Raw genomic sequence first — 26,207 nt, 5'->3', positions numbered from 1 at the left:
CCCGCGCTACCAACTCGAGCGCACCCTCCGCACGGAGCTGTCCCGCAGCGGGGGGGGGGGGGCGCCGGGGGGGGCGGGCCCCCCCCGGGCCCCCCCCCCCCCCCCCCCACCCCCCTCCTTGCCAGGGTCAGACGCCCGCGTACGAGTGCTTGCCGTTCACGAAGATGTTCACGCCGTAGTAGTTGAACAGCCAGCACCCGAACGCGATCAGCGCGAGCGTCGCGGCCTTGCGGCCCTTCCAGCCGGCCGTGGCGCGGGCGTGCAGGTAGCAGGCGTACGCGACCCACGTGATGAAGGACCAGACCTCCTTGGGGTCCCAGCCCCAGTAGCGGCCCCAGGCGTCGCCCGCCCAGATCGCGCCCGCGATGATCGTGAACGTCCACAGCGGGAAGACGGCCGCGTTCACGCGGTAGGAGAACTTGTCGAGCGAGGACGCGGCCGGCAGACGCTCCATGACGGAGGTCGCGAAGTTGCCCGGCTTGCCGCCTTCCGCGAGCTTCGCCTCGTACCGGTCGCGGAAGAGGTACAGGATCGTGGCGACCGCACCGACGTAGAACGACGCGCCGCAGAAGATCGCGGTGGAGACGTGGATCCACAGCCAGTACGAGTGCAGCGCCGGGACCAGCTGGTCGCTTGCGGTGTAGAGCACGGTGACCGCGAGGCCGAGGTCGAGCAGGACCGTGGTGACCAGCGGAAGGCCGAGCCAGCCGACGTTCTTCTTCAGGGCCAGCAGGCCGAGGTACACGCCGACCGCGACCGTGGAGAAGGTCAGGTTGAACTCGTACATGTTGCCCCACGGCGCCCGCTGCACGGACAGCGCGCGGGTCAGCACACCGGCGAACTCGATGAGGAAGCCGAGCACCGTCAGGGAGACGGCGATGCGGCCGTAGAGGTCGCCCTTCTCGTCACCGCCGGAGGCGCCGGGGCCGTCCGGGACGTCGCGGGTGCCGCTCGTGGAACGCGTAACGACCTTGGGGCGCTCCAGGACGGCGGTGCCGCCGTTCTTGGTGGCGACCTCGACCTTGACGGTGCCCGCGCCCTTGGCCTCCTGCGCGGCGCCGGTCAGCGCGGCCGCCGTGCGGGCGACCTTGCTGCGGCTGCCGAAGAGCCACTCGGCCATGTGCGCGAAGAAGGCCAGCAGGTACACGGCCATCGACGAATAGATCAGGTAGTTGCTGGTGTGCGCCAGGCTCTCATTGGTGGTGGCGGCGAGATTCACTTCTCAGCCCCTTCGGCAGGAACAACTGAGGATTCGGGTTGGGGATCCGGCGCGGTCGGCGCCTGCGGGATGAGCGTGACCGCGAGATCGGCCAGCTCCTCGGGAAGCTTCGCGGACTCGCTGCGGCCGAGCCCGGCCATCTCGACGACGGTCACTCCGTCGTCGCCCTTGACGGCCCGGACCCAGACCCGGCGCCGCTGGATGAACAGCGAGCCGGCGAGGCCGGCGATGGCCCCGATCGCGCCGGTGAGGGCGAGACCGTTGGCCGGCTGGTGGGAGATCTGGAAGCTCGCCCACTGCTTGATGGGGCCCTTGTCGAAGGTGATCGACCCGGCGCCGTCGGGCAGTTGAAGGCTCTCGCCCGGCAGCAGCAGCTTCTTCAGGATGTTGCCCTGAGCGTCCTTGAAGGGCTTGATGGAACGGCTGCTGGTGTCCAGCTGGTACACGTTCTTCGGCAGGCCCGCGTTGAGGCCGAGGTCGCCGTGGTAGGCGCCGATGTTGAGCACCGGGAAGTCGGGCGCGGGGAACTTGGAGAACATCTGGGTCGCGCCCGTGCCCTTGCCGCCGAACGTCGGTACGAAGAACGCGGCGAAACCGAGCTGGTCCTTGTTGCCCTTGGCGTCGCGGTAGCCGTCGAGCACCTTGATGGCGCCGCTGGACGTGAGGTTGTTGTCCATCGGCAGCAGCGGCACCGAACCCTGGAAGACGACCTTGCCCTGACCGTCCTTGACGGTGACCGTCGGCGCGTAGCCGTGCGAGAGCAGGTAGACCTTGGAACCGTCGACGACGAGCGGCTTGTTGACCTCGACGGTCTTCTGCTGCGGCTTGCCGTCGGCGCCCTCGGAGTAGGTGAGGTGCGCCTTGAACTCGCGGGCCGTGCCCAGCTCCGGCCCGTTGCGCTCGTACGACGCGTCGAACCGGTCCAGGGTGAAGCTGAACGGCGCCAGGTCCTCGGTGTCGAACATCGAGCCCGACTTGAAGTCGTCGTACTGGGTGAGCGTGTTGGAGAACCCGTCGCCCTGGACGATCAGCTTGCCGCCCTCGGACTTGAAGAGCTGGCCGGTGGCGAACGCCACCAGGATCACGATCAGCGAGACGTGGAAGATCAGGTTGCCGGCCTCGCGCAGATAGCCCTTCTCGGCGGCGACGGCGTCCCCGCTGATCCGGGAGCGGAAGCGGCGCTTCTTGAGCATGGCGAGCGCGGCCTCGCGGACCTGCTCGGGATCGGCGTCGGTGCGCCATGTCGTGTACGCGGGCAGCCGGGTCAGGCGGCCGGGCGCGGCCGGGGGCAGGCCGCGCAGCTGGCCGACGAACTGCCAGGTGCGCGGCACGATGCAGCCGATGAGCGAGACGAACAGCAGGATGTAGATCGCGGAGAACCACACCGAGCTGTAGACGTGGAACAGGCCGAGCTTCTCGTAGATCGGCGAGATGGTGTCGTGCCGCTGCTGGAAATCGGCGACCTTCATCTCGTCCACGCTGGTCTGCGGGATCAGCGAGCCGGGGATCGCGCCGAGCGAGAGCAGGAAGAGCAGGATCAGCGCGACCCGCATCGAGGTCAGCTGCCGCCAGAACCAGCGGATCCAGCCGAGGACGCCGATGCCGACCGGGCCGTTGGACCGTTCCTCGGTGGGGGCGGTCGACAGCTGCGCCCCGGCCGCGCCGAAGTCCGGCTCGGGAGCCGATCCGGTCTTGCTCATGTCGGCCTTGCCCATGTCGGCCTTGCTCATCTCGGTCTTGCTCATGTCCGTCTCGCTCATGCGTCAGACACCCACCTGGAAGCCTTGGGACCAGCCCTGTACCTGCTGGACGAGCTCTGCCCAAGCCCCGGTCAGCAGCAGCACACCGGTCACGATCATCATGCCGCCGCCGATCCGCATCACCCACGCGTAATGCTTCTTGACCCAGCCGAAGGCGCCGAGCGCCTTGCGGAAGGCGACCGCCGCGAGCACGAACGGCAGCCCGAGGCCGAGACAGTACGCGACGGTCAGTATCGCCCCGCGGCCGGCGCTCGCCTGGTCCATGGCCAGCGCGTTCACCGAGGTGAGCGTCGGACCCAGGCACGGCGTCCAGCCGATGCCGAAGAGCGCGCCGAGCAGCGGCGCTCCCGCAAGACCCGTCACCGGCCGTTTGTGGACGCGGAATTCGCGCTGCGTCATCCACGGCATGAGGCCCATGAAGAAGACGCCCATCAGGATCATCAGGACGCCGAGGACCTTGGAGAGCGTGTCCCCGTACTCCTGGAGGTTCCTGCCGAAATAGCCGAACAGGGCGCCGCCGGAGACGAAGACGGCGGTGAAGCCGAGCACGAACAGGCTCGCGCCCGCCACCATGCGGCCGCGCCGCGCCTCGGCCAGATCGGTACCGGTGACTCCGGTGACGTATGAGAGATAGCCGGGGACCAGCGGCAGTACGCAGGGCGAGAAGAACGAGACGAGGCCGCCGAGTACGGCGACCGGCAGGGCCACCAGAAGGGCCCCGCTGAAGACCGTCTCATTCATTCCGCCGACGGCGGCCAGTGCCATCACGCGATCACTTCTCCGCGATCAGCGGGTCGATCATCTGGTGCAGCTTTGTGTCGTCGAGGGCCATGAGGGCGCGTGCGGCGATCTTTCCGTTCCGGTCGAGAACAATCGTCGACGGAATGGCCTGCGGATTCAGACTGCCCTTCGGGAAACGCAGAATGAGCTTGCCGATCGGGTCGTACAGGCTCGAATAGTCGACCCCGAATTCCTTCTCGAACTGCTGCGCCGGGCCCTTGTCGGTGTCGCGCGTATTGATACCGACGAACTCGACGCCCTGGGCCTTCGTCTCCTTGGAGACCTTGGCCAGATACGGCGCCTCGGCGCGGCAGGGCGCACACCACGAGCCCCACACATTCAGCACGACGATCTTGCCCTTGAGGGAGGCGACGTCGAGTTGCTTGCCGTCGACGGTCTCACCGGACAGCTCCGGGGCGTTCTGGCGGTCGCCCTTGGCGACGGTGGCGATGCCGCCGGTACCGGTGACGAACTTGGTGTCACCGGAACCACCGGACGTACCACCGGAACCGCAGGCCGTCAGGGTCAGCGCACCGGCGGCCGCGGCAGCCGCGGCCAGCGTCAGGGTGCGACGGCGTCGGAAGGCAGGACTCACGGACATGTGAAAAGTTTCGCATGGCGGTTTCGGGGATCTTCCGCGCCCCCCTGAGTGCCCGTAAAGCCCCTTGTCAGGAAGGCCTAAACGGTCTTCATGAACGCGTTCCAGCCACCGGCGGGGGCCTGCCCCACGCCCAGCGTACGAAGCTTGGCGAGCACCTTCGGGTCCTGTACGTCGAGCCAGTCGACGTACTGCTTGAAGGAGACGAGCCTCACATCCTTCTTCTCGTCCCGCCGCGCCACGATGCCCTTGAACGCCTCCTCGACGGCGTCCATGTAGATGCCGCCGTTCCACTCCTCGAAGTGGTTTCCGATGTAGAAGGGCGCGCGATTGGTGTCGTAGGCACGCTTGAATCCGGCGAGATACGCCTCGGTGGCCTGCTTGCGCCAGCCGGGATAGTTGGCCGGCGGCGCCTTGGTCGAATTCTGCGACTGGTTGGCGAGGATGTTGTAATCCATCGACAGGACCTGGAACGAATGCCCGGGGAAGGGTATTTGCTGGAGCGGCAGGTCCCACAGGCCGTGCCGCTTGACCGGCCACACCTGGGTGCCGCCGGGCGAGGAGGCGTCGTAGCGCCAGCCCAGCTTCTGCGCGGTGGGCAGCAGGTTGTCCTGGCCGAGCAGGCAGGGCGTGCGGCCGCCGGCGAGCTCGCGCTTGTAGTCGAACGGCAGCGGGTCCTCGTCCGTCCAACCGGTGTTGGTCTTCCACTTGGTGACGAAGTCGATGGCCTGGTCTATCTCGCTCTGCCACTGGGCCGCGGTCCAGTGCTCGACGGTGCCGCGTCCGGAGCAGAAGTGGCCGTTGAAGTGGGTGCCTATCTCATGGCCGTCGGTCCACGCCTGGCGGACGTACTTCAGCGTCTCCTTGATGTGCGGATCGGAGAGGTAGCCGATGTCCGAGGCGCCTACGGGGTTGTTCGGCGGCTGGTAGAGCCGCTTCTTGGCCTCGGGCAGCAGGTAGAGGCCGGAGAGGAAGAACGTCATGCCCGCGCCGTGGTCCTTGGCGAGCTGGAGGAAGCGCGGGAAGAGGCCGTTGCCGACCTCGCCGGCACCGTCCCAGGAGAAGATCACGAACTGGGGCGGGGTCTGGCCGGGTTCGAGCGGGACGGGCTTGTCGGGCTGGTGCGGCTGCTTGCCGGTGTCCGAAGTGGAACCGTCGCCTATCAGTTTCGCGTCGGCCTTCTTGGCGGCCGCGTCGTCGCCGCCCTTACCGCCCGATCCGCTACCGCCCGAGGTTCCGCAGCCGGAGAGGCCGGCGGCCGCGGCAGCCCCCAGACCCAGTCCCAGCATGCCCCTTCGGCTGAAGTTCCGGCCGATCTCCCGCATAAGCCCGTCCGTTCCCATCGCGTCGCACCATCGTCTCGTCGTCCTGGAAGCCCACGTACGTCACCGCAGTTGGGCAATCTGTGAGATGCCGGGTGAAACAGGGATGGTTCCACGCAGCTCGCACAAATCTTCTTAAACCGTACGAGATGGAGGGTGCGGGGTGGAGGGGTGGGGGGTGGGCGGGCGGCGCTGGCGGGCTGGCTGGGGTTCGGGTTGGCGGCGCGGACGGGCTGGTTGCAGGCGGGCGGGTTGGCGGCGGGCCGGCCGGGATTCGAGTGGGCGACGCGGGCCGGCTGGCCGGGGGCATCCGGCCAGCCGGAGGCGTCAGGCGCCGAAGGCCTTCGACTTGCCCTTGACCGGCTTGGCGCCGGCCAGCAGATGCGCCGGTACGAGATCGCGGGCGGGCTCGCTGTAGCCCACGGACACGATCCGGTCACCCTGATAGGTGAAGCTGGTCAGCGAGGCCAGCGTGCACTGCCGCTTGCGCGGGTCGTGCCAAAGCCGCCGCTTCTCGACGAAGCTGCGCACGATCCAGATCGGCAGCTGGTGGCTGACGCACACCGCCTCGTGACCCCGGGCCGCGTCGCGCGCCGCGTCCAGCGCCCCCATCATCCGCACGACCTGCTCGACGTAAGGCTCGCCCCAGGACGGGCGGAACGGGTTCGTCAGGTGCTTCCAGTTGGCGGGCTTGCGCAGCGCACCGTCGCCGACCCCGAAGGTCTTGCCCTCGAAGACGTTGCCCGCCTCGATGAGCCGGGGGTCGGTGGCGAGGTCCAGGCCGTGCACCTTGGCGATCGGGCTCGCCGTCTCCTGGGCGCGCTCCAGCGGGGAGGCGACGACATGGGTGATGTCGCGGCCCGCCAGGTGCTCGGCGACCCGGTCGGCCATCTGCCGGCCGAGCTCGGAGAGGTGGTAGCCGGAACGCCGTCCGTAGAGCACCCCGTCCGGGTTGTGCACCTCGCCGTGGCGCATCAGGTGCACGACGGTGAGGTCGCTGTTGCCGGTCTCACTCTTGGCGGTATCGCTCTTGCCGGTCTCGCTCATGCGGTGGCCTCCGCTGCGGCACGGGCCGCGGCCGGCAGCGCGGCCGCGATGCGCTCGATCGCGCGCTCGTCGTGGGCGGTCGACACGAACCAGGACTCGAACGCCGAAGGCGGCAGGTAGACGCCCTGCGACAGCATCGAGTGGAAGAACCCGTTGAAGCGGAAGGCTTCCTGCTTCTTCGCGTCGTCGTAGTTGCGGACCTCGTCGGCCGTGAAGAAGACGGAGAACATGTTGCTCGCCGTCTGCAGCCGGTGGGCCACGCCCTCCTTGCTGAGCGCGCCGGTCACGAGCGCCTGGATCTCCCGGGAGACGGCGTCGACCTTGGCGTACGCCGCGTCGTCGAGCAGCCGCAGCTGGGCGAGGCCGGCGGCGGTGGCGATCGGGTTCCCGGAGAGGGTGCCCGCCTGGTAGACGGGGCCCGCCGGGGCGAGGTGGCCCATGACGTCGGCGCGGCCGCCGAACGCCGCGGCCGGGAAGCCGCCGCCCATGACCTTGCCGAACGTCATGAGGTCCGGTACGACGCCGTCGACGCCGAACCAACCCGCCTTGGACGTACGGAACCCGGTCATCACCTCGTCCGAGATGTACAGCGCGCCGTTCTTCGCGCAGGCCGCCTTCAGCCCCGCGTTGAAGCCGTCCGCCGGCGGGACGACGCCCATGTTGCCGGGCGAGGCCTCGGTGATCACGCAGGCGATCTCGCCCGGGTTGGCGTGGAACGCCGCGTGCACCGCGTCCAGATCGTTGTACGGCAGCACGATCGTGTCGCCGGCCTGCGCGCCGGTCACGCCGGGGGTGTCGGGGAGGCCGAACGTGGCGACCCCGGAACCGGCGGCGGCCAGCAGCGCGTCCACATGGCCGTGGTAGCAGCCCGCGAACTTGATGACCTTGGCACGGCCGGTGAAGCCGCGCGCCAGGCGGATCGCGGACATGGTCGCCTCGGTACCGGAGGACACCAGGCGGACCTGCTCGACCGGCTCGACCCGGGCCACGATCTCCTCGGCGAGCGCGACCTCGCCCTCGCCGGGCGTGCCGAAGGAGGTGCCGCGGGCGACGGCCTCCTGCACGGCGGCGATGACCTCGGGGTGCGCGTGCCCGAGGATCATCGGGCCCCACGAGCACACCAGGTCGACGTACTCGCGGCCGTCGGCGTCGGTCAGGTAGGGACCCGTACCGGACACCATGAACCGGGGCGTACCGCCCACGGCCCGGAAGGCGCGGACGGGGGAGTTCACACCGCCGGGCGTCACGGCGGACGCGCGGTCGAAGAGGTTCTGCGAAACTGGGGCGTCGTATTCGTACGGATAGCTCACACCAGCCATGGTGGCAGAGGCCCGGACGTTCTTGCGGACTGGTGTTTCACCGCACCCGCGCGGGGGAGGTCAATGACACGATGATCCGCAGATGATCGAGTTGCATGGGCGGATGATCGGGTTGCGCGGTGGGGGTCGCGCCATCTACAAAGCAGTCGGGCTACAAGCAGTCGGGTGAAGGATATGCATCGCGGTGGCGGACTGGGCGAAGGGACCGATGACCGGGGTCCCGAGCGCGCCCACCGTCGGGGACGGCACCGGCGACGCGACGCCCAGGACCGGATCGACCGGGTCGGGGACGGCGCAGGGGCGGGGAACGGAAGTGGCCGGGTGGGGGTGACCTACAAGTACTTCGGCGCCCCGGACGGCGCGACCGCTGCCCGGGTGCCCGTGACCATGCGCCCCGAGGAGCTCGGCGGTGACGAGCTGGGCATGGGCGGCATGTTCACCAAGATCAAGCCGGAGACGATGGCCGCGATGGTCCTCACCGGCATCCAGGGCATACCGCTGCACAAGGTCCCGCCCCTGGAACTGGTCGTCCTGCACCCCGACTACGCGGTGGTGAAGCTCCCCATGACGGTGGTCGACCCGCTGCGCGGTGTCGGCGAGGAGACGGTCGGCGCCGCCGCCTTCATCTGGTCCACGGTCCCGGACCGCGGCGGCCCGCGCGACGCCTTCAACGTCTATCAACTGCTGCACGAGTGGCAGGACTTCTCGCACCGGCTGCATGAGGCTGGGCATCAGCCGTATTGCTTGGTGTGGCCCTGAGCACCTGGCCCGAGGGCCGGCCCGTTTAGGCCACTGGCCGAGAGCCTGTGCCCGAACTCCGACCGCCGCAGACCCGGGCGGGGTTCAGCCCCGGGCTCTGAGGCTCGGGCGGGCCGGGCCCGCGGCTCCGCGGGGCCGGGCCGCCACGAAGCGGCGGGGAACCCAGCCTGGCAGGCCGCGGACTTATGGCGGAGGCGGCAGGGCGAGAGGCTTTCGCAGCATGAGGCGACCTTCGCAGCATGGGGCGATCAGCTTGGACCTTCATCCATTCGGCCTTGCAGCTGCGACGTATGTTCCGCTGGATCCTTTGTATATGCGGCGTGAAGCCGCCTATCTTGTCGCACATGCAGTCCTACACCATCGGCCAGGCAGCGCGCCTGCTCGGCGTCAGCCCCGACACCGTGCGCCGCTGGGCCGACGGCGGCCGCGTCACGACCCATCGTGACGAAGGCGGCCGCCGACTCATCGACGGGCGGGATCTGGCCGCCTTCTCCATCGAAGTCGGCCAGTCCTCCACCAGCGAGGAAGAGGTGCCCCACACCTCTGTCCGCAACGCGTTCCCCGGCATCGTCACCGCCGTCAAGCTCGGTGATGTCGCCGCCCAGGTCGAGATCCAGGCCGGTCCGCACCGGCTGGTCTCCCTCCTGACCCGGGAGGCCGTCGAAGAGCTGGGCCTTGAGGTGGGTATGCAGGCCACCGCGCGGGTGAAGTCCACCAGCGTGCACATCGACCGCACCTAGGTCGACAACAGCCCACTCACGAACGTCCCTGCGGCGTCGCCCTTCCCCGCCCCTCGACGGACGTCCGACAACTCGACGGACATCCGGCCACAGGACATCCGGCAGTCGGACATCCACCGTGGACATCAAGACCGAGGGCATCAAGCAGGGGAAGCCCTCATCCCCCGGCGCGGCTCGACAAAACATCCGAAGGAGCACCGCCCCATGTCCGTCATGGCTCTCAGCACCAAGCGCCGCCGCGCCGCCGCGGCCGTCGCCTCCGCCGCCCTGCTCATCCCGCTGGCCGCCGCGTGCGGCAGCGGCAAGGGCAGCGGCGGCGACAAGACCGCCACGCCGTCCGGGAGTTCCGGCTCCGTGCCGGCGGCGCAGCTGACCGTCCTCGCGGCGGCTTCGCTCACCGACGTCTTCAAGGCGGCGGGCGCGGCCTACGAGAAGGAGCACCCGGGCACCCACGTGAAGTTCTCCTTCGCCGGTTCGCAGGAGCTCGCCGCCCAGGTGAAGCAGGGCGCCCCCGCCGACGCCCTGGTGACCGCCGACACCAAGACCATGGACAGCCTGAAGGCCGACGTGAACGACTCGTCGATCATCGCCAAGAACCGTCTCGTCATCGCGACGGGCAAGGGCAACCCGAAGAAGGTCGCCGGCCTCAAGAGCCTCTCCGACACCAGCCTGAAGGTCGTCCTCGCGGCCCCCGAGGTGCCGGTCGGCCGCTACAGCAAGCAGGTTCTCGACGCTCAGAAGATCACGGTCAAGCCGGTCTCCCAGGAGCCGAACGTCCGCGCCGTGCTCAGCAAGGTCGAGCTGGGTGAGGCCGACGCGGGCATCGTCTACAAGACCGACGCCGCCTCCGCGAAGGGCAAGGTCGACACCGTCGACGTCCCGGACGCGCAGAACGCCGTCGCCAAGTACCCGGCCGCCACCCTCAAGGCCTCGAAGAACGCCGACGCCTCGGCCGCGTTCGTGAAGTGGCTGTCCTCCCCCGAGGCGCAGAAGATCCTCCAGGACGCCGGCTTCCAGCACCCGTAACCACCGGACCTCCCTCGTCCAAAACCGCTCCAACTCCCTTGCGGGGTCTGCCCGTTCGCGCCGGGCGGGCAGACCCCACACCCTCAGGACACCGGGGACCCCCATGAGTCGCAGCCGCTCCCGCACCCGCCGACGCCCACCCGCCGCGCTGGCCCTGCCCGCGCTGCTCGCCATCGCGTTCCTGCTGATGCCGCTCCTCGGCATCCTGGCCCGCACCTCCTGGGGCGACATCGGCACGCACCTGACCGGCCCCGATGTCACCGAAGCCCTGCGACTTTCGCTGGTCGTCTCGTTCTGGGCGCTCGGCCTCTCCCTCCTGCTCGGTGTGCCCCTGGCCTGGCTGCTCGCCCGCGTCGACTTCCCCGGCAAGGCCCTGGTGCGCTCTCTCGTCCTGCTGCCCATGGTGCTGCCGCCCACCGTCGGCGGCGTCGCCCTGCTGCTCGGCTTCGGGCGGCGCGGACTGCTCGGCCCCTGGCTGGAGGGCACCTTCGGGATCACCCTCCCCTTCCACACCTCCGGCGCCGTCGTCGCCGCCACCTTCGTCGCGATGCCGTTCCTGGTCATCAGCCTGGAGGGCGCGCTCGGTGGACTGCGGCCCCGCTACGAGGAGACCGCCGCCTCGCTCGGCGCCTCCCCGTTCCGCGTCTTCCTCACCGTGACCCTGCCCATGGTCGCGCCGGGCCTCGCCGCCGGCGCGGCACTCACCTGGGCCCGCGCGCTCGGCGAGTTCGGCGCGACAATCACCTTCGCCGGCAACCTCCCCGGCACCACCCAGACCCTGCCGCTCCAGGTCTACCTCCTCCTCCAGGACTCCCCCGAGGCCGCGACCTCGGTCTCCCTGCTCCTGCTCGCCATCGCCATGGCGGTACTCGTGGCGCTGCGCGGCCGCTGGACCGGCTCCGCCTCGGTACGGGGCGGCTCGCCCGCCACCGCCGTACTTGCGGACACCACCGCGCTGGATTCCGGCCCGGAGCAGGCGGGCTCGACCGACTCCGACTCCGTGCGCCCGGGAGAAACCGGCTCCCCGCAAGGCAAACCGGAAGGCGCCGGGCGCGCCCCGCATCCCGTCGAACCCTTCAACCCGGCTGAATCCACACCGAGTTGGCCGCTTCACGCCGAAGTGACCGGCTTCAATGAGCTGACGCTGGAAGCGAACCCCGGCACCACCATCGCCGTCGTCGGCGAGAACGGGGCCGGCAAGACCACCCTGCTGCGGGCCCTGCTCGGCCTCACCCCGCGCGCCCACGCCGAACTGCGCCTCGGCGACCTCGATGTCACCGCCCTGCCTCCCCATAAGCGCGGGGTGGCCTGGGTGCCCCAGGACGGTGCGCTGTTCCCGCATCTCACGGCGCTCGCCAACACGGCGTACGGGCTGCGCGCCCAGGGCGTCACCCGCGGCGAGGCTCGCGCCGCCGCCCAGCGCTGGCTGGACCGGCTCGGCGTCGGCCACCTCGCCCACCGCAAGCCCGCCCAGCTCTCCGGCGGCCAGGCCCAGCGCGTCGCCCTGGCCAGGGCGCTCGCCGCGCGTCCCCGGCTGCTGCTCCTGGACGAGCCGCTCGCGGCCCTCGACCAGACCACCCGGGCCCACGTCCGCCACACCCTGCGCACCCACCTGGCCGGGTTCGCCGGGGTCTGCCTGCTCGTCACCCACGACCCGGTCGAGGCGGTCTCCCTGGCTGACCGCGTCCTCGTACTCGATGCCGGACGCACCCTCCAGGACGCGCCGCCCACAGAGGTCGCCCGGAATCCGCGCTCCCCGTGGGTGGCTCGAATGCTGGGCCGCAACGCGTGGGCCGGGGAAGCGAGCGGCGACGGCCTCGTACTGACCGGCGGCGGGCGGATCGTCGCGGCCGAGCAACTGCGCGAGGGCAGCCGGGCATTGGCGATCATCGCGCCGGAGTCGGTGTCCGTGCACCGCAAGCGTCCCGACGGCAGCCCCCGCAATGTCTGGCCCGGCACCGTGCGGGAGATCACGGCGAGCGGGAGCAGGCTGCGGGTGCTCATCGGGTCCGCCGAGTCGCCCGACCTGGTCGCGGAGGTCACCCCTCAGGCGGCCGCCGAGCTGGACCTGGTGGAGGGCGCGGCCGTGTGGTCGAGCGTGAAGGCAACCGAGGTGACCCTCGTATCCCTGTGAGTCGGCGCCCCTAGACTGGCTGCCCGGGGCGACAGGAACGGCCACCACACCCAGGAGACGGGAGACGACGGTGACGACGGCGAACAGCACCGACCCGTCCGCCGAGGTGCTCGGCGAGGCAGCGGGCGTCTTCGGACTCCTTGCCTCGCCCGCGCGGCTGCACATCATGTGGACGCTGAGCCACGGCGAGTCCGATGTGTCGGGGCTGGCCGAGAGGGTCGGCGGTGCGCTGCCGGCCGTCAGTCAGCATCTGGCGAAGCTGAAACTCGCGGGGCTCGTCCGGTCCCGGCGGGAGGGTCGCCGGGTCGTCTATCTCGTCGACGATCCCGATGTGGCTCAGATGGTGCGCTGGCTGGTCGCCCGGCTGGGCGGGGGCGTAAAGCTGCCGGGACCGTCGGGACTCGTCCGTGACCTCGGCGCCTGAGCGGATCTCTTCTCTGCAGTTGTCAAAGAGCACTCCTCTGCAGCTGCTGCGTTCCCTCGGCTCCGGCCCACGGGGGCTGGTGGAGTCAGAAGCCGAGAAACGACTCACGCGGTATGGGGAAAACGTCCTTCCGGCGCGCCGAGTTCCCTCCCTCCCGATTATTTTCCTCCGCAGCCTGCGCGACCCGTTCACGGCCGTCCTCGCCTGCCTGGCACTGGTTTCGGCGGCCGTGGCCGCCTGGGCCACCGCCGGGGTCATCGCCGTGCTCGTGGTGGTGAGTTGTGCGCTGCGGGCGGCCGGCGAGCACCGCGCCGACCGGTCGGCGGCCGGGCTGCGGGAGCTGGTGGCGAGCACCGCGACAGTGCTGCGCAGAGCGGACGAGGACGCGGCGCCGGTCTCGCGCGAGGTGCCCGTGGACCAGGTGGTGCCGGGCGACGTGGTGCGCCTGGCGTCCGGCGACCTCGTACCGGCGGATCTGCGGCTGTTGCGGTCCACCGGCCTGACGATGCATCAGGCGGCGCTGACCGGGGAGTCCGCGCCGGTCCCCAAGCACCCGGTGGACGAGCCGTTCGCGCAGGTGCGGGCGGGCGCCATCGGCGCCCAGGACTTCGACCGTCCCGAAGTCTGCTTCCAGGGCAGCAGTGTCGCCTCCGGCAGCGGCACCGGTGTGGTGGTCGCCACCGGCGCCGACACCCGGCTCGCGAGGGCCGACAGGCTGCCGGGCAACGACCGGCGCACGACCGCCTTCGACCGGTCGGTGTACGGCATCTCCTGGATCCTGATCCGCTTCATGCTGCTCACCCCGCCGCTGGTCCTGATGGCCAATGCCGCGCTCCGCGGCCGCGGCCTGGAGACGCTGCCGTTCGCGGTGGCGGTCGCGGTCGGGCTCACGCCTGAAATGCTGCCGGTCATCGTGACGACCACCCTCGCCCGGGGCGCCTCCGCGCTTGCTCGCACCCACCAGGTGATCGTCAAGCGCCTGCCCGCGCTGCACGACCTGGGCGCCGTCGACGTCGTCTGCCTGGACAAGACGGGCACCCTGACCCAGGACCGGCCCGTCCTGGACTGCGCGCTCGACGCGTCCGGCACCCCCGACGACTCGGTGCTGCACTGGGCCGCCGTCAACAGCCTGTGGACGTTGCAGCTCGCCGAACTGCCCAGCGCCGACGCCCTCGACGAGGCCCTCCTCAACGCCGCCGAGGAACGCTTCCCCGAGGGCCTGGACGCCCTGGAGTACGACGCCGTCACCGCCCTCCCCTTCGACCCGGTACGCCGCCTGTCCACCGCCGTGGTCAACACACCGCACCGGCTCGGCCACCACACCCTGGTGGTCAAGGGCGCGGTGGAGGACGTCCTGGAACGGTGCGCGCTCACCGACGGCGAACGGGAACGGGCACTCGCGCTCGCCGACCGCCTCGCCTCCGATGGGCTGCGCGTCCTCGCGGTGGCACTCGCCGAACGGCCCGCCGCCAGGCGCCCGTACACCACCAGGGACGAGCGCGGGCTGACCTTCCAGGGCCTGGTCGGGCTGCGCGACGCCACGGCGGAGACCGCGGCCGACGCGCTCACCGCCCTCCTCCACAGAGGCGTCGCCGTGAAGGTCCTCACCGGCGACCACCCCGGCACCGCCGCCCGCGCCTGCCGCGAACTCGGCCTGGAGCCCGGCGAGGTCGTCACCGCCGCCTCCTTGGACGCCCTCAGCGACGCCGAACTGGGCGAACTCGCCGACAGCGGTACTGTCTTCGCCCGCTGCTCCCCCGAGCAGAAGGCCCGGATCGTACGGGTCCTGCGCGAGCGCGGCCATGTCACCGGATTCCTGGGCGACGGCGTCAACGACCTGCCCGCGCTGCGCGCCTGTGACGTCGGCATCTGCCCGCCCGAAGCCGTGGACGTGGCCCGCGAGACGGCCGATGTCGTGCTCGCGGCGAAGGATCTGACCTCGCTCGACCACGCCATCGTGGCGGGGCGCAGCAGCGGCGCCACCATCGCGGGCTATTTGCGGATCACGCTCTCCTCAAACCTCGGCAACGTCATCGCGATGCTGACCGCCGGTCTGCTGCTGCCGTTCCTGCCCATGCTGCCGGCCCAGGTCCTGGTCCAGAACCTGTGCTTCGACGCCGCCCAGCTGGCCTTCGCGTACGACCGTCCGCGGGCCGGGGCGCTGCGCCGCCCGCTGAAGCTGCGCCCGCGTGAAGTCCTCGCCTCCGTCACCGGGTTCGGCCTGCTCAATGCCGCCGCCGACCTCGCGACCTTCGCGGTGCTCGTCTGGGCCGTGAGCCACACCCGAGCCGAAACGGCCTTCCACGCGGGCTGGTTCACGGAGAACCTGCTGACCCAGGCCCTGGTGATGGTCCTGTTGCGCACGGGCCGCGGCGGCGGCATCCCGGTCACCGCCGGCGTCCTCGCGCTGACCGGCCTGCTGCTCCCCCTCTCGCCCCTGGGCCCGCTCATCGGCATGGCCGCGCTGCCCCTGGCGTACTACCCGCTGCTCGTCCTGGTGCTGGCCCTGTACGCGGGCGCGCTGTACTGGTTCGCGCAACGGGCTCGGCGGAAGGCTGCTCCCCAGGAGGCGGCCGGTTCGGAGCGGCCTCTCCCGTAGGGGATGCCGACTCGGCTGCCGCCTCCGCGCAAGGCAGTCCTCCTCAGGAGGCGGCCGCTCCATAGGATCGGCCCATGACAGCGCAGAACTCCGGCCCGCGGCGCGACACCCGGGGCATCGTCGATGCTGCCGATCTCTTCGCGCACGTACGGTTCCGCCGCCATGAGCCGGCGCCCGCGCTGCGCCCCTACCTGGAGCACTACTGGCTGATCGACTGGGACCTGCCCCAGCCATACGCCTCGCACGTGGTGCCGCACCCCTCCGTCAACCTGGTCTTCCAGCGGTACGACGACGGCCGGCCCGACTTCCTGGAGCTCTCGGGGGTCGGACTGGCACTGGACACACGGAAGTTGGCGGGCCGCGGGCGGGTGTGCGGGATCCAGTTCCGGCCGGGCGGGTTCCGGCCCTTCGCGCCAGGGTTCCCCGTCTCCCGGTGGACGGACCGGGTGATCCCGGCCGACCCTGTGTTCCCCACCGCCGGTCCCACGTCGGTGCTGTCACCGGACCGGGACGAGGACCGGGTCGCCGCCCTCGACGCCTTCCTGCTCGGCCTCGATCCCCGGCCCGACCCGCAGGTGGAGCTCGCGATGGAACTGGTCGACCGCATCCGCCACGACCGCACGGTCCTCCGGGTTGACGCACTCGCCCGCGAGGCTGGGCTGTCCCCGCGCTCCCTGCAACGGCTCTTCGCCGCCCATGTGGGCGTCGGCCCGAAGTGGGTGGTGCTGCGCTACCGCATCCACGAGGCCCTCGAACACGCCGAATCCACCGACGCCGTCGACTGGGCCCGGCTGGCCGCCGAGCTGGGCTACGCCGACCAGGCCCATCTCGTACGGGACTTCACCGCCACGCTCGGCGCGCCGCCCTCGGCCCTGCGCCCCGGCGCCTCCCGCGCATGATCAACTGCCGTTGTCAGACCCGGCGTTTACTGTTTTCGACATGAGCGACACGACCCGTGAAGTTCCCCCGCACATCCGCCTCGAAGCCTGGTCGGACGGCGACCTCGGCCTGCTCCGGAGGAAGAACGCGCCGGAGATGACCGACCACCTCGGCGGCCCGGAGTCCGAGGAGAAGGTGCTGTCCCGGCACGACAAGTACAGGGCGATGAGCGCCCGCCCGGCCACCGAGGGCCGGATGTTCAAGGTCGTCCTCGACGGTACGGGCGAGACCGTCGGATCGGTCGGGTACTGGCCGCGCATATGGCAGGGCGAGGCGGTGTACGAGACGGGGTACGGCATCCTCCCCGAGTTCCAGGGCCGTGGCCTGGCCGTCGCGGCGCTCCTGGCGGTCGTGGAGGAGGCCCGTGCCGCGGGCGGCCGGCGCCGGCTGCACGCCTACCCGTCCGTGGACCACGCCGCCTCCAACGCCACGTGCCGCAAGGCCGGGTTCGAGTGGGCCGGCGAGGTCGAGTTCGAGTACCCGCCGGGCACGTGGCTGCGCTCCAACGACTGGCGGATCGACCTGGGCGCCGGGGGCTGACCCCATCAGGGGCCACCCTCACCCGGCGGGGGCCCGGCCCATCAGTCCAGCCGCTTGTCGAAGTTGAAGGCCGTCACGGCCATGCGCTCGCGGAAGTAGAAGCGGTGCGCGTCGGTGCGGTGGGTGCCGGAGTCGAGGTTGAGGGAGGTGCAGCCGGCCGCCCTCGCGTGGCTCTCCAGGTGCGCGAGGAGGGCGTGCCCCACCCCGGCGGAGCGGGCGGTGGCGGCGGTGACCAGGTCGTCGACGTACAGCTTGCGGACCGTGGCGGTGTTGACGATGATCCGCCACCCGGCGGCGCCGACGCAGGCCCCGTTGTCGCCGTACGCGGCGGTGAAGCGCAGCCCCTGGGCGTGCCCCTCCCCGTAGATCTCGGCGAAGAGTTCCTCGGTGAGGTGCGGGCGGAGTTCGCTGAGTACCGGCAGCAGGTCGTCCGTCAGACGCGGGTCGCCCGGCTCCAGGTCAATGATCTTCATACGGGGAGGGTAGGGCTCCCACCCGGCTCCACTCGGCCCGGCCCGACGAAACGCGCTTGACGGGCGAGACCTCGGCGAGGATATTTATCTGCGTAACGCAGATTCTGCACAGCACATCTTAGTGGCGGGACCCCGACCCGGCGGACTGCCTTCGACGCCCCGGCAGCAGCCCGCTGACGCCGCGGCGAGACCCCGCATCACGCCCCGCCACGCCGACGCCCACCGCGGCGACCGGCCGCGACGCAGGCTCGCTCCTTGCGTGTCAGCTGACGCACTCCCTCAACTTCCTTTGTCCGAAGGGTATTTACACCATGACGGTTCTGATCACCGGCAGCCGCGGCAAGGTCGCCGCCACGCTCATCCCGCTGCTCCAGGAGCGCGGTATCGCCGTTCGCGCGGCCTCCGCCAGCCCCGACAAGCTGACCCTCCCGGCCGGCGTGGAGCGCGTCGTCCTCGACCTCGACGACCCGGCGACGTTCCCGGCCGCGCTGAGCGGAGTCGAGTCGGTCTTCCTGTACGCCAACCCGAAGCACATCGAGGCGTTCCTTGCCGAGGCGAAGGCCGCCGGGGTCCAGCACATCGTGCTGCTCTCCTCCAGCTCCGTGCTCGACGCCGGCGCCGACACCAACGCCATCGCGGCCATGCACCTCGCCGTCGAGCGCGGCCTCGAACGCTCCGACATCCAGTCGACCGTCCTGCAACCCGGCGCCTTCGCGGGCAACGCCCTTGGCTGGTCCTGGGCGGCCAAGTCGACCGGCACCGTGGACCTCCCCTACCCCGAGGCACAGACCAGCCCCATCCATGAGGCGGACATCGCGGAAGCCGCGCTCGCCGCTCTCACCAGACCCGAACTGCGCGGCCGCGCCTACCACCTCACCGGGCCCGCCTCCCTCAGTGCCGCCGAGCAGGTCGCGGTGGTCGCCGAGGCCACCGGCCGGACGATCGGCGTCAACGCCGTGAGCGCCGAGGCATGGAAGGAGTCGATGGCCGACTACATACCCCCGGCCGTCGCGGACGCGCTGCTCGACTACTTCGCCGCGCACCAGGGCCGCCCCGACACCGTCACCAACGCCGTCGAAGAGCTGACCGGCCACCCGGCCCGAACCTTTGCGGCCTGGGCCGACGAAAACGCGGACGCCTTCCGCCCCTGACGAATCCCCGCACCACGAGCGAGCCCCCGGCGCTCCGGCGCGAGCACCGGGGCACGCCCCGAAATCCCTGGCCCCGGCCCCCGTGGCAATGCGATCCTGACCGCGTGAACGGACCGGAGATCCACATCGACTTCGCCCCTGAGCTGCGGCTCTTCGTTCCGACGAAGCGCCGCGAGGGACGCAGCGCCGTCGTGACCGACGGCGTGTCCACCCTCGGCCACGTCGTCGAATCCCTGGGCGTTCCGCTCACCGAGGCCGGGCGGCTGCTCGCCGACGGCCGCGAGGTACCGGTCTCGCACATCCCGTCGGCGGGCGAGTTCATCGAGGTGCGCGCCGTCGAACGCCCGCAAAAGGTGCCCGGCGCCCCGCTCCGCTTCCTCCTCGACGTCCATCTCGGCACGCTGGCACGCCGGTTGAGGCTGCTCGGCGTCGACGCCGCGTACGAGAGCGAGGACATCGGGGACCCGGCGCTGGCCGCGCTCTCCGCGCGGGAACAGCGCGTCATGCTCTCCCGGGACCGCGGGCTGCTGCACCGCAGGGAGCTGTGGGCCGGGGCGTACGTGTACAGCCACCGCACCGACGAGCAACTCCGGGACGTACTCGGCCGGTTCGCCCCGGCCCTCGCGCCCTGGACCCGCTGCACCGCCTGCAACGCGCCGCTGCGGGAGGCCGACAAGGAGTCGGTGGGCGAGCGCCTGGAACACGGCACCCGCACTACGTACGACGTGTTCGCCGAGTGCAGTTCCTGCGAGCGCGTCTACTGGCGCGGCGCGCACCACGCGAGCCTTGAGGCGATCGTCGACGAGGCCGTCCGCGAGTTCGGCGCGGCGGGGACCTGCCCGGCGGACCGAGCCGGATAGCCGCGGCCCGGGACGGCCAGCTGACCGGTCGGGCCGGGAACGGGTCCCGTCAACTGCACACGGGATCCCGCCGGCTGCCCACCGGAACAGGCTGGTCAGCCCGGCTGGAGCCTCCCGGCGGCACATTGCCCTGCGACAGGCGCCGACCGGACGCGCCCATCAGACCCATCAGACGCGCCAGAAGGTCAGAGCCGCCCGTCCCTGAGGCGTTCGATCTGGGTGGCACTCAGGTCGACGGTCCGGCGCATATGGGTGGCGATGAACGCGATCTCGTCGTCCTCGTACGCGTCGAACATCTCCCACCAGGCACCGTTGAGCCGGCCCCAGACCTTGCCGAGCTCCGCCATCCGCTCGGGCACCACCTCGACGAGCACCTTCCTGCGGTCCTCGGTGTCGCGGCGCCGCGTCACATACCCGGCCTTCTCAAGCCGGTCCACGAGCCGGGTCGCGGAACCGGTGGTGAGCCCGGTCAGCCCGGCGATCCGCCCCGTGGTGACGGGCCCGGGTTCGAGACCCAGCAGGTTGAGGCACTGGAGGTCCGTCGGATGCAGCCCCAGATGGTCGGCGAGCGCCTGATTGAAGAGCGCGTACGAGGCCATGTAGCGGCGCGAGACGGCGCCCAGGTCGCGCATCAGCCCGGCCCGGTCGGCATGGGCCCGCTCTCCGCCGCTCTTCTTCTGTGCCATGCAGAAAGTGTACGGCGCAGAGGAGTTGCGGAGGCAGGGTGCGACAGAACCCCTGCGACGCAGAGACCTAAGGCCGCTCGGCCGTGAGGTAGCGCTGCAGGGTGGGGGCCAGCCAGGCGATCACCTCCTCGCGGGACATCGCGACCGCGGGCGGGAAGCGCAGTACATAGCGGGCCATCGCCATGCCCAGGATCTGCGAGGAAACCAGCGCGGCCCGGCGCGGGGCATCGGCTGGCTCGGGACAGACACCGGCGGCCACCGGGACCAGTTGCTCGGCGAATATCGTCCGCACCCGCTCGGCGCCGGCCGCGTTGGTGACTCCGACCCTCAGCAGTGCGGTGAGCACTTCGTCGGCCTCCCAGCGGTCGAGGAAGTGCGCGACGAGCGCGGCTCCGATGTGCTTGCCGGGCAGCCCCCCCAGCTCCGGCAGGCCCAGGTCGATCTCGGAGGCGGCGGCGAACAGGCCCTCCTTGTTCCCGTAATAACGCATCACCATCGACGGGTCGATCCCCGCGTCCCGGGCGATGGCCCGGATGGTCGCGCGCTCGTAGCCGTCGGCCGCGAAGCGCTCGCGGGCGGCTTCGAGGATCGCGGCCTTGGTGACTCCGGAGGTGCGGCGGGGGCCTCCGGTGGGGGTGTCGGTCATCATGCCAACGACTGTAGGCCAACAAGTGTTGACATGCCAGTCCGGATGGTTCTACATTTGCCAACAAGCGTTGACCAACAACCGTTGGCACCGAGGAGGCAGCCATGAACGGCACCAGCAACTCGTCCGGCTCCACCGGCTCGACAAGCTCGTCCAGCTCGCCCGGTTCCGCCCGTTCCATGAACTCTCCCCGGCCCGAAGCCCCTCTGACCAGTGATGTCCTCGTGGTCGGTTCGGGGCCGACCGGGCTGCTGCTCGCGGGCGACCTGGCCGCCGCCGGCCTGAGCGTCACGGTCGTCGAGCGCCGGGCGCACGGGATCAGCAACATGACGCGCGCCTTCGTCGTCCACGCACGCACGCTGGAAATGCTCGACGCCCGCGGCCTGGCCGACGAGTTGGTCAAGCGGGGCACGGTGATGGACCGCATGCGCATGTTCGGCCGGCTCGCTCTGGACCTGACCCGGCTGCGCACGCGCTTCCCGTACCTGCTGGTTGCCCCGCAGTATGAGGTGGAGCAGCTCCTTGAGCGGCGCGCGCTGTCCGAAGGCGTCCAATTCCGTTACGGGGCCGAGCTGTTGAGCCTCCACCAGGACGACGAGGGGGTGACCGCCGAGCTCCGCGACAGCGATGCCGAGGAGCCCGTCTCGGTCCGGGCCCGCTATCTCGTCGGCACCGACGGTGTGCACAGCGGCGTCCGCAAGGCGCTCGGGCTGCCGTTCCCCGGCGTGGCCGTGATCCGCTCGATCGTGCTGGCGGACGTGCGGCTCACCGAGGAGCCGGAGAACATGCTCACCGTCAACGGCGCGGGGGACTCCTTCGCCTTCATCGCCCCCTTCGGCGACGGCTACTACCGGGTCATGGGATGGAACCGGAAGCGCCAAGTCCCCGACACCGCCCCCGTCGACCTCGACGAGCTCCGCACGATCGCCCGAGAGGCCTTCGGCTCCGACTACGGGATGCACGACGCCCGTTGGATCTCCCGCTTCCACAGCGACGAGCGGCAGTCCCCGGCCTACCGGGTCGGCCGGGTCTTCCTCGCCGGTGACGCCGCGCACGTCCACTCCCCCGCCGGCGGCCAGGGCATGAACACCGGCCTCCAGGACGCCGCGAACCTCTCCTGGAAACTCGCCGCGGTGCTGCGGGGCCGCACCACCGACGCCGAGGCCCTGCTCGACAGCTATCAGGCGGAGCGCCACCCGGTCGGCGAGGCGGTCCTGCGCAGCAGCGGGGCGCTCGTGCGGCTCGCCATGGCGCACAACCCCCTGCAGCGGGCGGCCCGTTCCGTGCTCGTCCGATTCCTCGACGCCGTACGCCCTGCCGCGGACAAGGCGATCGGAATGATCAGCGGCCTCGGCATCTCGTACGGAGCCGAGCGCGGATCGCACCCGCTCACCGGAAAGCGCGCCCCCGACCTGGAGCTGGCGGAAGGCCGCCTCTACGAGGTGCTGCGGCGGGGCGAGTTCGTCCTGGTGGCGCCGCGGGACGGCCGGGTCGCGGCGCCGGAGGGCGCGATATGCGCGCACTGGAAGAGCGAGCGCGGCAGCACCCTCCTCGTCCGCCCCGACGGATACGTGGCCTGGGCGAGCGACCGCCCGGACGCGCCCGGCCTGCACGCGGCCCTCACCCGCTGGACGGGGCGCGCATAACAGCGGGCCGGCCCAAGAGGACCAACCCGCCCCGCGCTCCCGGCCGTTCAGGAGTTCAGTAGGTGTACGGGTCGCCCGTAGCCAGGGCCAGCACGCGGTGGGTGTTGTTGGCCGGGTTGTGGTCGCTCGCACCGCCGTTCCAGGTGGTGTCGATGTCGACGCCCACCTCGGTCGGGATGCCGACGGTCGCCACGTCCAGGGCGAGCTGCCCGCCGGCTCCCGCCGCCCGCATCGAGCCGGTGCCGCACTGCACCACCGCCGGACCGGTGCGCAGACAGTTGGGCGGCAGGGCAGCGCGGGGGTCGAGGGCCACCGAGAACCGCAGCCGCACGGTGGTTCCGGAGACCGGCGCAGGACCGTGGTTGTCCGTCGCGAGCCAGATGCCGACCCGGCCGTTCCAGAGGGAGACATGACCGTGATACGACACATCCGCCTCGGCCACGGCGCCGCCGGCCGCCGCCGGCGCGGGCCCGACGACATCGGCCGCCTCCGGAACAGCGCCGACGCCACGGTCGATCCCGGCAGCACCGGCAGGCCCGGCCTCCGGCTCGGGGCCGGTCGCCCCGCTCGGCGTGCCGGTCGCGATGAGCGCCGCGGCCACCAGCACGGCGACGGCGACCGTTGCCAGAGCTCCGCGAGCCCCGGTGCGACGGGCTCCGGTACGACGAGCCCCGCCCGGACGGGCCCCAGTACGACGGCTCCCGCTCGGACGGGCGTCGATTCGGCGGGGCGCTCCGGCTCCACCCACCCTGCTCGATCTGTTCATCACACGAACCATCATGAGCGAAAGGTACCTTTCACCCCTTATTTCCTGGGAGCGCCACCCCGGCGGCCGTCCCGAACACCGTTCCGCTCCATGCCACCCTGAGCACCATGCTCGTCGCCCGCTCAGCTCTCCTGTTCGTTCTGGCCGCCCTGTTCGAGATCGGCGGGGCCTGGCTCGTCTGGCAGGGCGTCAGGGACCACAGGGGCTGGGTCTGGATCGGCGCCGGAGTAGTCGCGCTCGGCATCTACGGCTTCGTGGCGACGCTTCAGCCGGACGCCGAGTTCGGCAGGATCCTCGCCGCGTACGGCGGTGTCTTCGTCGCGGGCTCGATCGCCTGGGGCATGGTCGCGGACGGCTACCGGCCCGACCGCTGGGACATCACCGGCGCCCTGATCTGCCTGGCCGGGATGGCCGTGATCATGTACGCCCCACGCGGCCGCTGAGAAGCGCCCCACCCGAACGGGCCCCACCCGCATCCGCCCCCACCCCCACCCCGCCCGAACGGTCCGCCCGAATCCGGCCCCGCCCGCCCTCGACCGCACCCGCCCCCAGCACGTCCCAGACCGTCCCGGCAGGGATCGCACCACTCCGCCTATCCTGGCCGCGTATCGGTTTCGATCACCCCTTTGACCGCCGCCTTTCGACTGCCACCCCGTCGACCGCCACCGTCCGGTCGACGCCTGTCGACACCTTCCGATCGACACCCCATCGACCGCCACACCTCGACCGCTGCGCCGGTCGCCACACGCGCGAGGAGCACGACATGACTGCCGCCGGGACCCCGATCGCCGTCGTCACCGGAGCGAGCAGCGGTATCGGTGCCGCCACCGCCCGCCAACTGGCCGCCGCCGGCTACCGCGTGGTGGTCACCGCCCGCCGCAAGGACCGCATCGAGGCGCTGGCCGCCGAGATCAACGAGGCGGGCCACCAGGCGACCGCGTACGCGCTGGACGTGACGGACCGGGCCGCGGTGGACGAGTTCGCCACGGCCTTCCGCACCATCGGGGTGCTCGTCAACAACGCGGGTGGCGCGCTCGGCGCGGATCCGGTCGCCACCGGCAGCCCGGACGACTGGCGGCAGATGTACGAGACGAACGTCATCGGCTCGCTCAATGTCACCCAGGCCCTGCTGCCCGCCCTCGAAGCCTCGGGCGACGGCACGGTCGTCATCCTGTCCTCCACGGCGGGCCACGCCACCTACGAGGGGGGCGGCGGTTATGTGGCCGCGAAGAACGGCGCCCGCGTGCTCGCCGAGACGCTCCGCCTGGAGATCGTCGGCCGTCCGGTGCGGGTCATCGAGATCGCGCCCGGCATGGTGAAGACGGAAGAGTTCGCCACGACGCGCTTCCGCGGCGACACCGAGAAGGCGGCCAAGGTGTACGCGGGAGTGGCCGAACCGCTCACCGCCGACGACGTCGCCGAGACCATCACCTGGGCGGTCACCCGGCCCAGCCACGTCAACATCGACCTGCTCGTGGTCCGACCCCGCGCCCAGGCCTCCAACACCAAGGTCCACCGCGAGCTGTAGCCAGGACCGGGCCGACAGCGGCACCCCGGCCCACCACACCCGGGTCCCCACACCGCTCTCCCGGGCCTCCCAGCCCCCGACCCTCGCCCCCCGCCCTACCGCACCACCCCTACCGCGCCCTCGCCCGAAGCATCGGCGCCCTCGTGTGGCGGCGCTTCTCGCCCGCGTGGAAGACCAGGATGATCATGCGGGCGCCCGGCGCCGCCATCGGCTGGGCGGCGCACATCGTCACCCAGCCGGGCCCCTGGGCCGCGTGGTTGAGGGGGCGTTCGTCGCCGTCGAGGTGGAGGTAGGCGCTGGCCCGGTTGTAGATCCCGGAGGCGAGCGGGTCCTCCAGGACCTCCTTCTCGATCTGGGCCAGCGTCTCGTCGGCCGGGTCGGCGGCCAGCGCGGCCCGCAGTTGGGGCAGCACCAACGGGGCCCAGGAGTGCTCCCAGTCGGTCAGGGTCTCCCGGGCGGCGGGGTCGAGCGCCATCCACCGCATGGTGTTCTGCGGCACCTGTCCGCCGGGGAACATCTCCGTCCAGCGCTCGTTGTGGGCGAGCAGGTTCCACGACCGGTCATTGACGTACGCCATGTGCCCGATGCCGTCGACGGCCTCTTGCCACACGCCGGGGATCTCCTCTCCGGACTGCGAGTGCAGGGGGAAGGGCGGGTCCTGGCCCAGGCAGTACCGCCACAGGGCTATCCACTCCTGCTCGTTCATGCCGAGCAGGCGGGCCACGTCCTGCAGCAGGTCCGACGGCGGGTTGGGGTAGCGGCCGGACTCCAGGCGGCCGTAGGTGTCGGGAGCCCGGTGCAGGATCTGGTCGATCTGGGCCTGCGACAGGCCGGGCGCCCGCCGTCCCTGCCGGGTGGGTCTGCTCAGCCCATGGCTCTCGGGCGTGATCAGGGCGCGGCGCTCGCGCAGCAGAGAGCGCAGAGCGGGCTTGTCCATCTGTGGTTCTCCCCCGGTAACGGGCGGCCGTTGACTTCGCCATTGGCCGCGCGGTTGGAACAGCCGCTCCCGACTCTCGGTCCCGACTCTGCCATCGGCTCCGGGCCGGGTGATCGGCGTGCACCGGCTTCCCGGTGCGCGTCCCCTGTTCGGCGTACGTTCCATTGTCGGCGTACGTCCCATTGTCGGAGCGGCTCGACGCCTCGCGGTGCACGGGGTGGCCGTGGGGCGCCGGCCGGCCGGTGCGGCCCGGCGGGGGCACGGCCCGCCGACAGCGCAGCGGCCCCGGACGGAGACGAACGCGTCAG

General features: G+C 71.1%; 25 protein-coding genes. 13 read left to right on the top strand and 12 right to left on the bottom strand.

Features of this window, described 5'->3' with window-relative positions; genetic code table 11:
• Positions 1-127: 127 nt before the first annotated feature.
• From ccsB to hemL, 7 genes are all read right to left on the bottom strand, one after another.
• Positions 128-1,219, bottom strand: coding sequence for a c-type cytochrome biogenesis protein CcsB (gene ccsB / locus ACWC2B_RS33660; RefSeq protein ID WP_450723361.1), 1,092 nt, complete (start codon positions 1,217-1,219; stop codon positions 128-130).
• Positions 1,216-2,979: a cytochrome c biogenesis protein ResB gene (resB, locus tag ACWC2B_RS33655; protein WP_450723359.1), complete on the bottom strand. Its 1,764-nt coding sequence runs from the start codon at positions 2,977-2,979 to the stop codon at positions 1,216-1,218. Before resB ends, ccsB begins: the two co-directional genes overlap by 4 nt.
• Before the next feature lie 3 nt (positions 2,980-2,982).
• Positions 2,983-3,720 (bottom strand): cytochrome c biogenesis CcdA family protein, encoded by a 738-nt coding sequence (locus tag ACWC2B_RS33650; RefSeq protein ID WP_450723370.1) that lies wholly within the window; start codon positions 3,718-3,720, stop codon positions 2,983-2,985.
• Positions 3,721-3,751: 31 nt separating this feature from the next.
• Positions 3,752-4,360, bottom strand: coding sequence for a TlpA family protein disulfide reductase (locus tag ACWC2B_RS33645; protein WP_450723357.1), 609 nt, complete (start codon positions 4,358-4,360; stop codon positions 3,752-3,754).
• Between the two features lie 77 nt (positions 4,361-4,437).
• Positions 4,438-5,682: a hypothetical protein gene (locus tag ACWC2B_RS33640; protein ID WP_450723368.1), complete on the bottom strand. Its 1,245-nt coding sequence runs from the start codon at positions 5,680-5,682 to the stop codon at positions 4,438-4,440.
• Between the two features lie 324 nt (positions 5,683-6,006).
• Complete coding sequence (locus ACWC2B_RS33635) at positions 6,007-6,726, bottom strand: histidine phosphatase family protein (protein WP_450723355.1); 720 nt, start codon at positions 6,724-6,726, stop codon at positions 6,007-6,009.
• On the bottom strand, positions 6,723-8,045 hold the full coding sequence (gene hemL, locus ACWC2B_RS33630; RefSeq protein ID WP_450723353.1) for a glutamate-1-semialdehyde 2,1-aminomutase: 1,323 nt from the start codon (positions 8,043-8,045) through the stop codon (positions 6,723-6,725). The genes ACWC2B_RS33635 and hemL overlap by 4 nt, the downstream gene beginning before the upstream one ends.
• Before the next feature lie 174 nt (positions 8,046-8,219).
• Between hemL and ACWC2B_RS33625 the strand changes: the two genes are divergently transcribed.
• The 8 genes from ACWC2B_RS33625 to ACWC2B_RS33590 all read left to right on the top strand — a co-directional run bounded on the left by ACWC2B_RS33625 (position 8,220) and on the right by ACWC2B_RS33590 (position 17,206).
• Positions 8,220-8,804, top strand: a complete 585-nt coding sequence (locus ACWC2B_RS33625) for a hypothetical protein (protein ID WP_189968883.1) — start codon at positions 8,220-8,222, stop codon at positions 8,802-8,804.
• Between the two features lie 344 nt (positions 8,805-9,148).
• On the top strand, positions 9,149-9,544 hold the full coding sequence (locus ACWC2B_RS33620; protein WP_450723351.1) for a TOBE domain-containing protein: 396 nt from the start codon (positions 9,149-9,151) through the stop codon (positions 9,542-9,544).
• A gap of 213 nt (positions 9,545-9,757) precedes the next feature.
• Complete coding sequence (gene modA / locus ACWC2B_RS33615) at positions 9,758-10,570, top strand: molybdate ABC transporter substrate-binding protein (protein ID WP_450723365.1); 813 nt, start codon at positions 9,758-9,760, stop codon at positions 10,568-10,570.
• Positions 10,571-10,673: 103 nt separating this feature from the next.
• Positions 10,674-12,704 (top strand): ABC transporter permease, encoded by a 2,031-nt coding sequence (locus ACWC2B_RS33610; RefSeq protein ID WP_450723349.1) that lies wholly within the window; start codon positions 10,674-10,676, stop codon positions 12,702-12,704.
• Between the two features lie 70 nt (positions 12,705-12,774).
• The gene (locus tag ACWC2B_RS33605; RefSeq protein WP_450723347.1) at positions 12,775-13,128 is read left to right on the top strand and encodes an ArsR/SmtB family transcription factor; all 354 of its coding nucleotides are present in this window, start codon (positions 12,775-12,777) and stop codon (positions 13,126-13,128) included.
• A complete protein-coding gene (gene mgtA, locus ACWC2B_RS33600) occupies positions 13,112-15,727 on the top strand; it encodes a magnesium-translocating P-type ATPase (protein WP_450723345.1) in 2,616 nt (871 codons plus the stop codon). The genes ACWC2B_RS33605 and mgtA overlap by 17 nt, the downstream gene beginning before the upstream one ends.
• Positions 15,728-15,801: 74 nt before the next feature.
• Positions 15,802-16,626: an AraC family transcriptional regulator gene (locus ACWC2B_RS33595; protein WP_450723343.1), complete on the top strand. Its 825-nt coding sequence runs from the start codon at positions 15,802-15,804 to the stop codon at positions 16,624-16,626.
• Positions 16,627-16,666: 40 nt separating this feature from the next.
• Positions 16,667-17,206: a GNAT family N-acetyltransferase gene (locus ACWC2B_RS33590; protein WP_450723341.1), complete on the top strand. Its 540-nt coding sequence runs from the start codon at positions 16,667-16,669 to the stop codon at positions 17,204-17,206.
• A 41-nt stretch (positions 17,207-17,247) separates the two neighbouring features.
• On the opposite strand, the gene ACWC2B_RS33585 is transcribed toward ACWC2B_RS33590, so the two are convergent.
• The gene (locus ACWC2B_RS33585) at positions 17,248-17,679 is read right to left on the bottom strand and encodes a GNAT family N-acetyltransferase (protein WP_450723339.1); all 432 of its coding nucleotides are present in this window, start codon (positions 17,677-17,679) and stop codon (positions 17,248-17,250) included.
• A gap of 311 nt (positions 17,680-17,990) precedes the next feature.
• Between ACWC2B_RS33585 and ACWC2B_RS33580 the strand changes: the two genes are divergently transcribed.
• Together ACWC2B_RS33580 and ACWC2B_RS33575 are read left to right on the top strand one after the other, a co-directional pair.
• Positions 17,991-18,830: an NAD(P)H-binding protein gene (locus ACWC2B_RS33580; protein ID WP_450723337.1), complete on the top strand. Its 840-nt coding sequence runs from the start codon at positions 17,991-17,993 to the stop codon at positions 18,828-18,830.
• Between the two features lie 104 nt (positions 18,831-18,934).
• The gene (locus tag ACWC2B_RS33575; protein ID WP_450723335.1) at positions 18,935-19,690 is read left to right on the top strand and encodes a Mut7-C RNAse domain-containing protein; all 756 of its coding nucleotides are present in this window, start codon (positions 18,935-18,937) and stop codon (positions 19,688-19,690) included.
• 185 nt (positions 19,691-19,875) lie between these two features.
• On the opposite strand, the gene ACWC2B_RS33570 is transcribed toward ACWC2B_RS33575, so the two are convergent.
• Positions 19,876-20,376, bottom strand: coding sequence for a MarR family winged helix-turn-helix transcriptional regulator (locus ACWC2B_RS33570; RefSeq protein WP_450723333.1), 501 nt, complete (start codon positions 20,374-20,376; stop codon positions 19,876-19,878).
• Between the two features lie 67 nt (positions 20,377-20,443).
• Positions 20,444-21,022 (bottom strand): TetR/AcrR family transcriptional regulator, encoded by a 579-nt coding sequence (locus ACWC2B_RS33565; RefSeq protein WP_450723363.1) that lies wholly within the window; start codon positions 21,020-21,022, stop codon positions 20,444-20,446.
• Between the two features lie 104 nt (positions 21,023-21,126).
• Here ACWC2B_RS33565 and ACWC2B_RS33560 point away from each other — a divergent pair, with 104 nt between their 5' ends.
• A complete protein-coding gene (locus ACWC2B_RS33560; protein ID WP_450723331.1) occupies positions 21,127-22,668 on the top strand; it encodes an FAD-dependent monooxygenase in 1,542 nt (513 codons plus the stop codon).
• Between the two features lie 55 nt (positions 22,669-22,723).
• Here the strand turns inward: ACWC2B_RS33560 and ACWC2B_RS33555 are convergent, their stop codons facing one another.
• Complete coding sequence (locus ACWC2B_RS33555; protein ID WP_450723329.1) at positions 22,724-23,275, bottom strand: hypothetical protein; 552 nt, start codon at positions 23,273-23,275, stop codon at positions 22,724-22,726.
• A 266-nt stretch (positions 23,276-23,541) separates the two neighbouring features.
• On the opposite strand from ACWC2B_RS33555, the gene ACWC2B_RS33550 reads away from it, so the two are divergent.
• Together ACWC2B_RS33550 and ACWC2B_RS33545 are read left to right on the top strand one after the other, a co-directional pair.
• Positions 23,542-23,877 (top strand): YnfA family protein, encoded by a 336-nt coding sequence (locus ACWC2B_RS33550; RefSeq protein WP_450723327.1) that lies wholly within the window; start codon positions 23,542-23,544, stop codon positions 23,875-23,877.
• A 320-nt stretch (positions 23,878-24,197) separates the two neighbouring features.
• Positions 24,198-24,962 (top strand): SDR family NAD(P)-dependent oxidoreductase, encoded by a 765-nt coding sequence (locus ACWC2B_RS33545; protein ID WP_189968750.1) that lies wholly within the window; start codon positions 24,198-24,200, stop codon positions 24,960-24,962.
• Positions 24,963-25,071: 109 nt separating this feature from the next.
• Here the strand turns inward: ACWC2B_RS33545 and ACWC2B_RS33540 are convergent, their stop codons facing one another.
• A complete protein-coding gene (locus ACWC2B_RS33540) occupies positions 25,072-25,899 on the bottom strand; it encodes an MmyB family transcriptional regulator (protein WP_450723325.1) in 828 nt (275 codons plus the stop codon).
• Positions 25,900-26,207 lie beyond the last annotated feature (308 nt).

The sequence above is a fragment of the Streptomyces sp. NPDC001415 genome, assembly GCF_053597395.1.
This window is presented reverse-complemented; position numbering and strand designations above follow the sequence as displayed.

What these genes read in the sequence shown, in the direction of transcription:
- ACWC2B_RS33595 (WP_450723343.1), top strand. Translation starts at nt 15,802, where the DNA reads ATGACAGCGCAGAACTCCGGCCCGCGGCGCGACACCCGGGGCATCGTC.
- resB (WP_450723359.1), bottom strand. Translation starts at nt 2,979, where the DNA reads ATGAGCGAGACGGACATGAGCAAGACCGAGATGAGCAAGGCCGACATG.
- ACWC2B_RS33540 (WP_450723325.1), bottom strand. Translation starts at nt 25,899, where the DNA reads ATGGACAAGCCCGCTCTGCGCTCTCTGCTGCGCGAGCGCCGCGCCCTG.
- ACWC2B_RS33625 (WP_189968883.1), top strand. Translation starts at nt 8,220, where the DNA reads ATGCATCGCGGTGGCGGACTGGGCGAAGGGACCGATGACCGGGGTCCC.
- ACWC2B_RS33570 (WP_450723333.1), bottom strand. Translation starts at nt 20,376, where the DNA reads ATGGCACAGAAGAAGAGCGGCGGAGAGCGGGCCCATGCCGACCGGGCC.
- ACWC2B_RS33610 (WP_450723349.1), top strand. Translation starts at nt 10,674, where the DNA reads ATGAGTCGCAGCCGCTCCCGCACCCGCCGACGCCCACCCGCCGCGCTG.
- ACWC2B_RS33650 (WP_450723370.1), bottom strand. Translation starts at nt 3,720, where the DNA reads ATGAATGAGACGGTCTTCAGCGGGGCCCTTCTGGTGGCCCTGCCGGTC.
- hemL (WP_450723353.1), bottom strand. Translation starts at nt 8,045, where the DNA reads ATGGCTGGTGTGAGCTATCCGTACGAATACGACGCCCCAGTTTCGCAG.
- ACWC2B_RS33560 (WP_450723331.1), top strand. Translation starts at nt 21,127, where the DNA reads ATGAACGGCACCAGCAACTCGTCCGGCTCCACCGGCTCGACAAGCTCG.
- ACWC2B_RS33580 (WP_450723337.1), top strand. Translation starts at nt 17,991, where the DNA reads ATGACGGTTCTGATCACCGGCAGCCGCGGCAAGGTCGCCGCCACGCTC.
- ACWC2B_RS33620 (WP_450723351.1), top strand. Translation starts at nt 9,149, where the DNA reads ATGCAGTCCTACACCATCGGCCAGGCAGCGCGCCTGCTCGGCGTCAGC.
- ACWC2B_RS33640 (WP_450723368.1), bottom strand. Translation starts at nt 5,682, where the DNA reads ATGCGGGAGATCGGCCGGAACTTCAGCCGAAGGGGCATGCTGGGACTG.
- ACWC2B_RS33585 (WP_450723339.1), bottom strand. Translation starts at nt 17,679, where the DNA reads ATGAAGATCATTGACCTGGAGCCGGGCGACCCGCGTCTGACGGACGAC.
- ACWC2B_RS33590 (WP_450723341.1), top strand. Translation starts at nt 16,667, where the DNA reads ATGAGCGACACGACCCGTGAAGTTCCCCCGCACATCCGCCTCGAAGCC.
- ACWC2B_RS33635 (WP_450723355.1), bottom strand. Translation starts at nt 6,726, where the DNA reads ATGAGCGAGACCGGCAAGAGCGATACCGCCAAGAGTGAGACCGGCAAC.
- ACWC2B_RS33565 (WP_450723363.1), bottom strand. Translation starts at nt 21,022, where the DNA reads ATGACCGACACCCCCACCGGAGGCCCCCGCCGCACCTCCGGAGTCACC.
- ACWC2B_RS33545 (WP_189968750.1), top strand. Translation starts at nt 24,198, where the DNA reads ATGACTGCCGCCGGGACCCCGATCGCCGTCGTCACCGGAGCGAGCAGC.
- modA (WP_450723365.1), top strand. Translation starts at nt 9,758, where the DNA reads ATGGCTCTCAGCACCAAGCGCCGCCGCGCCGCCGCGGCCGTCGCCTCC.
- ACWC2B_RS33645 (WP_450723357.1), bottom strand. Translation starts at nt 4,360, where the DNA reads ATGTCCGTGAGTCCTGCCTTCCGACGCCGTCGCACCCTGACGCTGGCC.
- ACWC2B_RS33550 (WP_450723327.1), top strand. Translation starts at nt 23,542, where the DNA reads ATGCTCGTCGCCCGCTCAGCTCTCCTGTTCGTTCTGGCCGCCCTGTTC.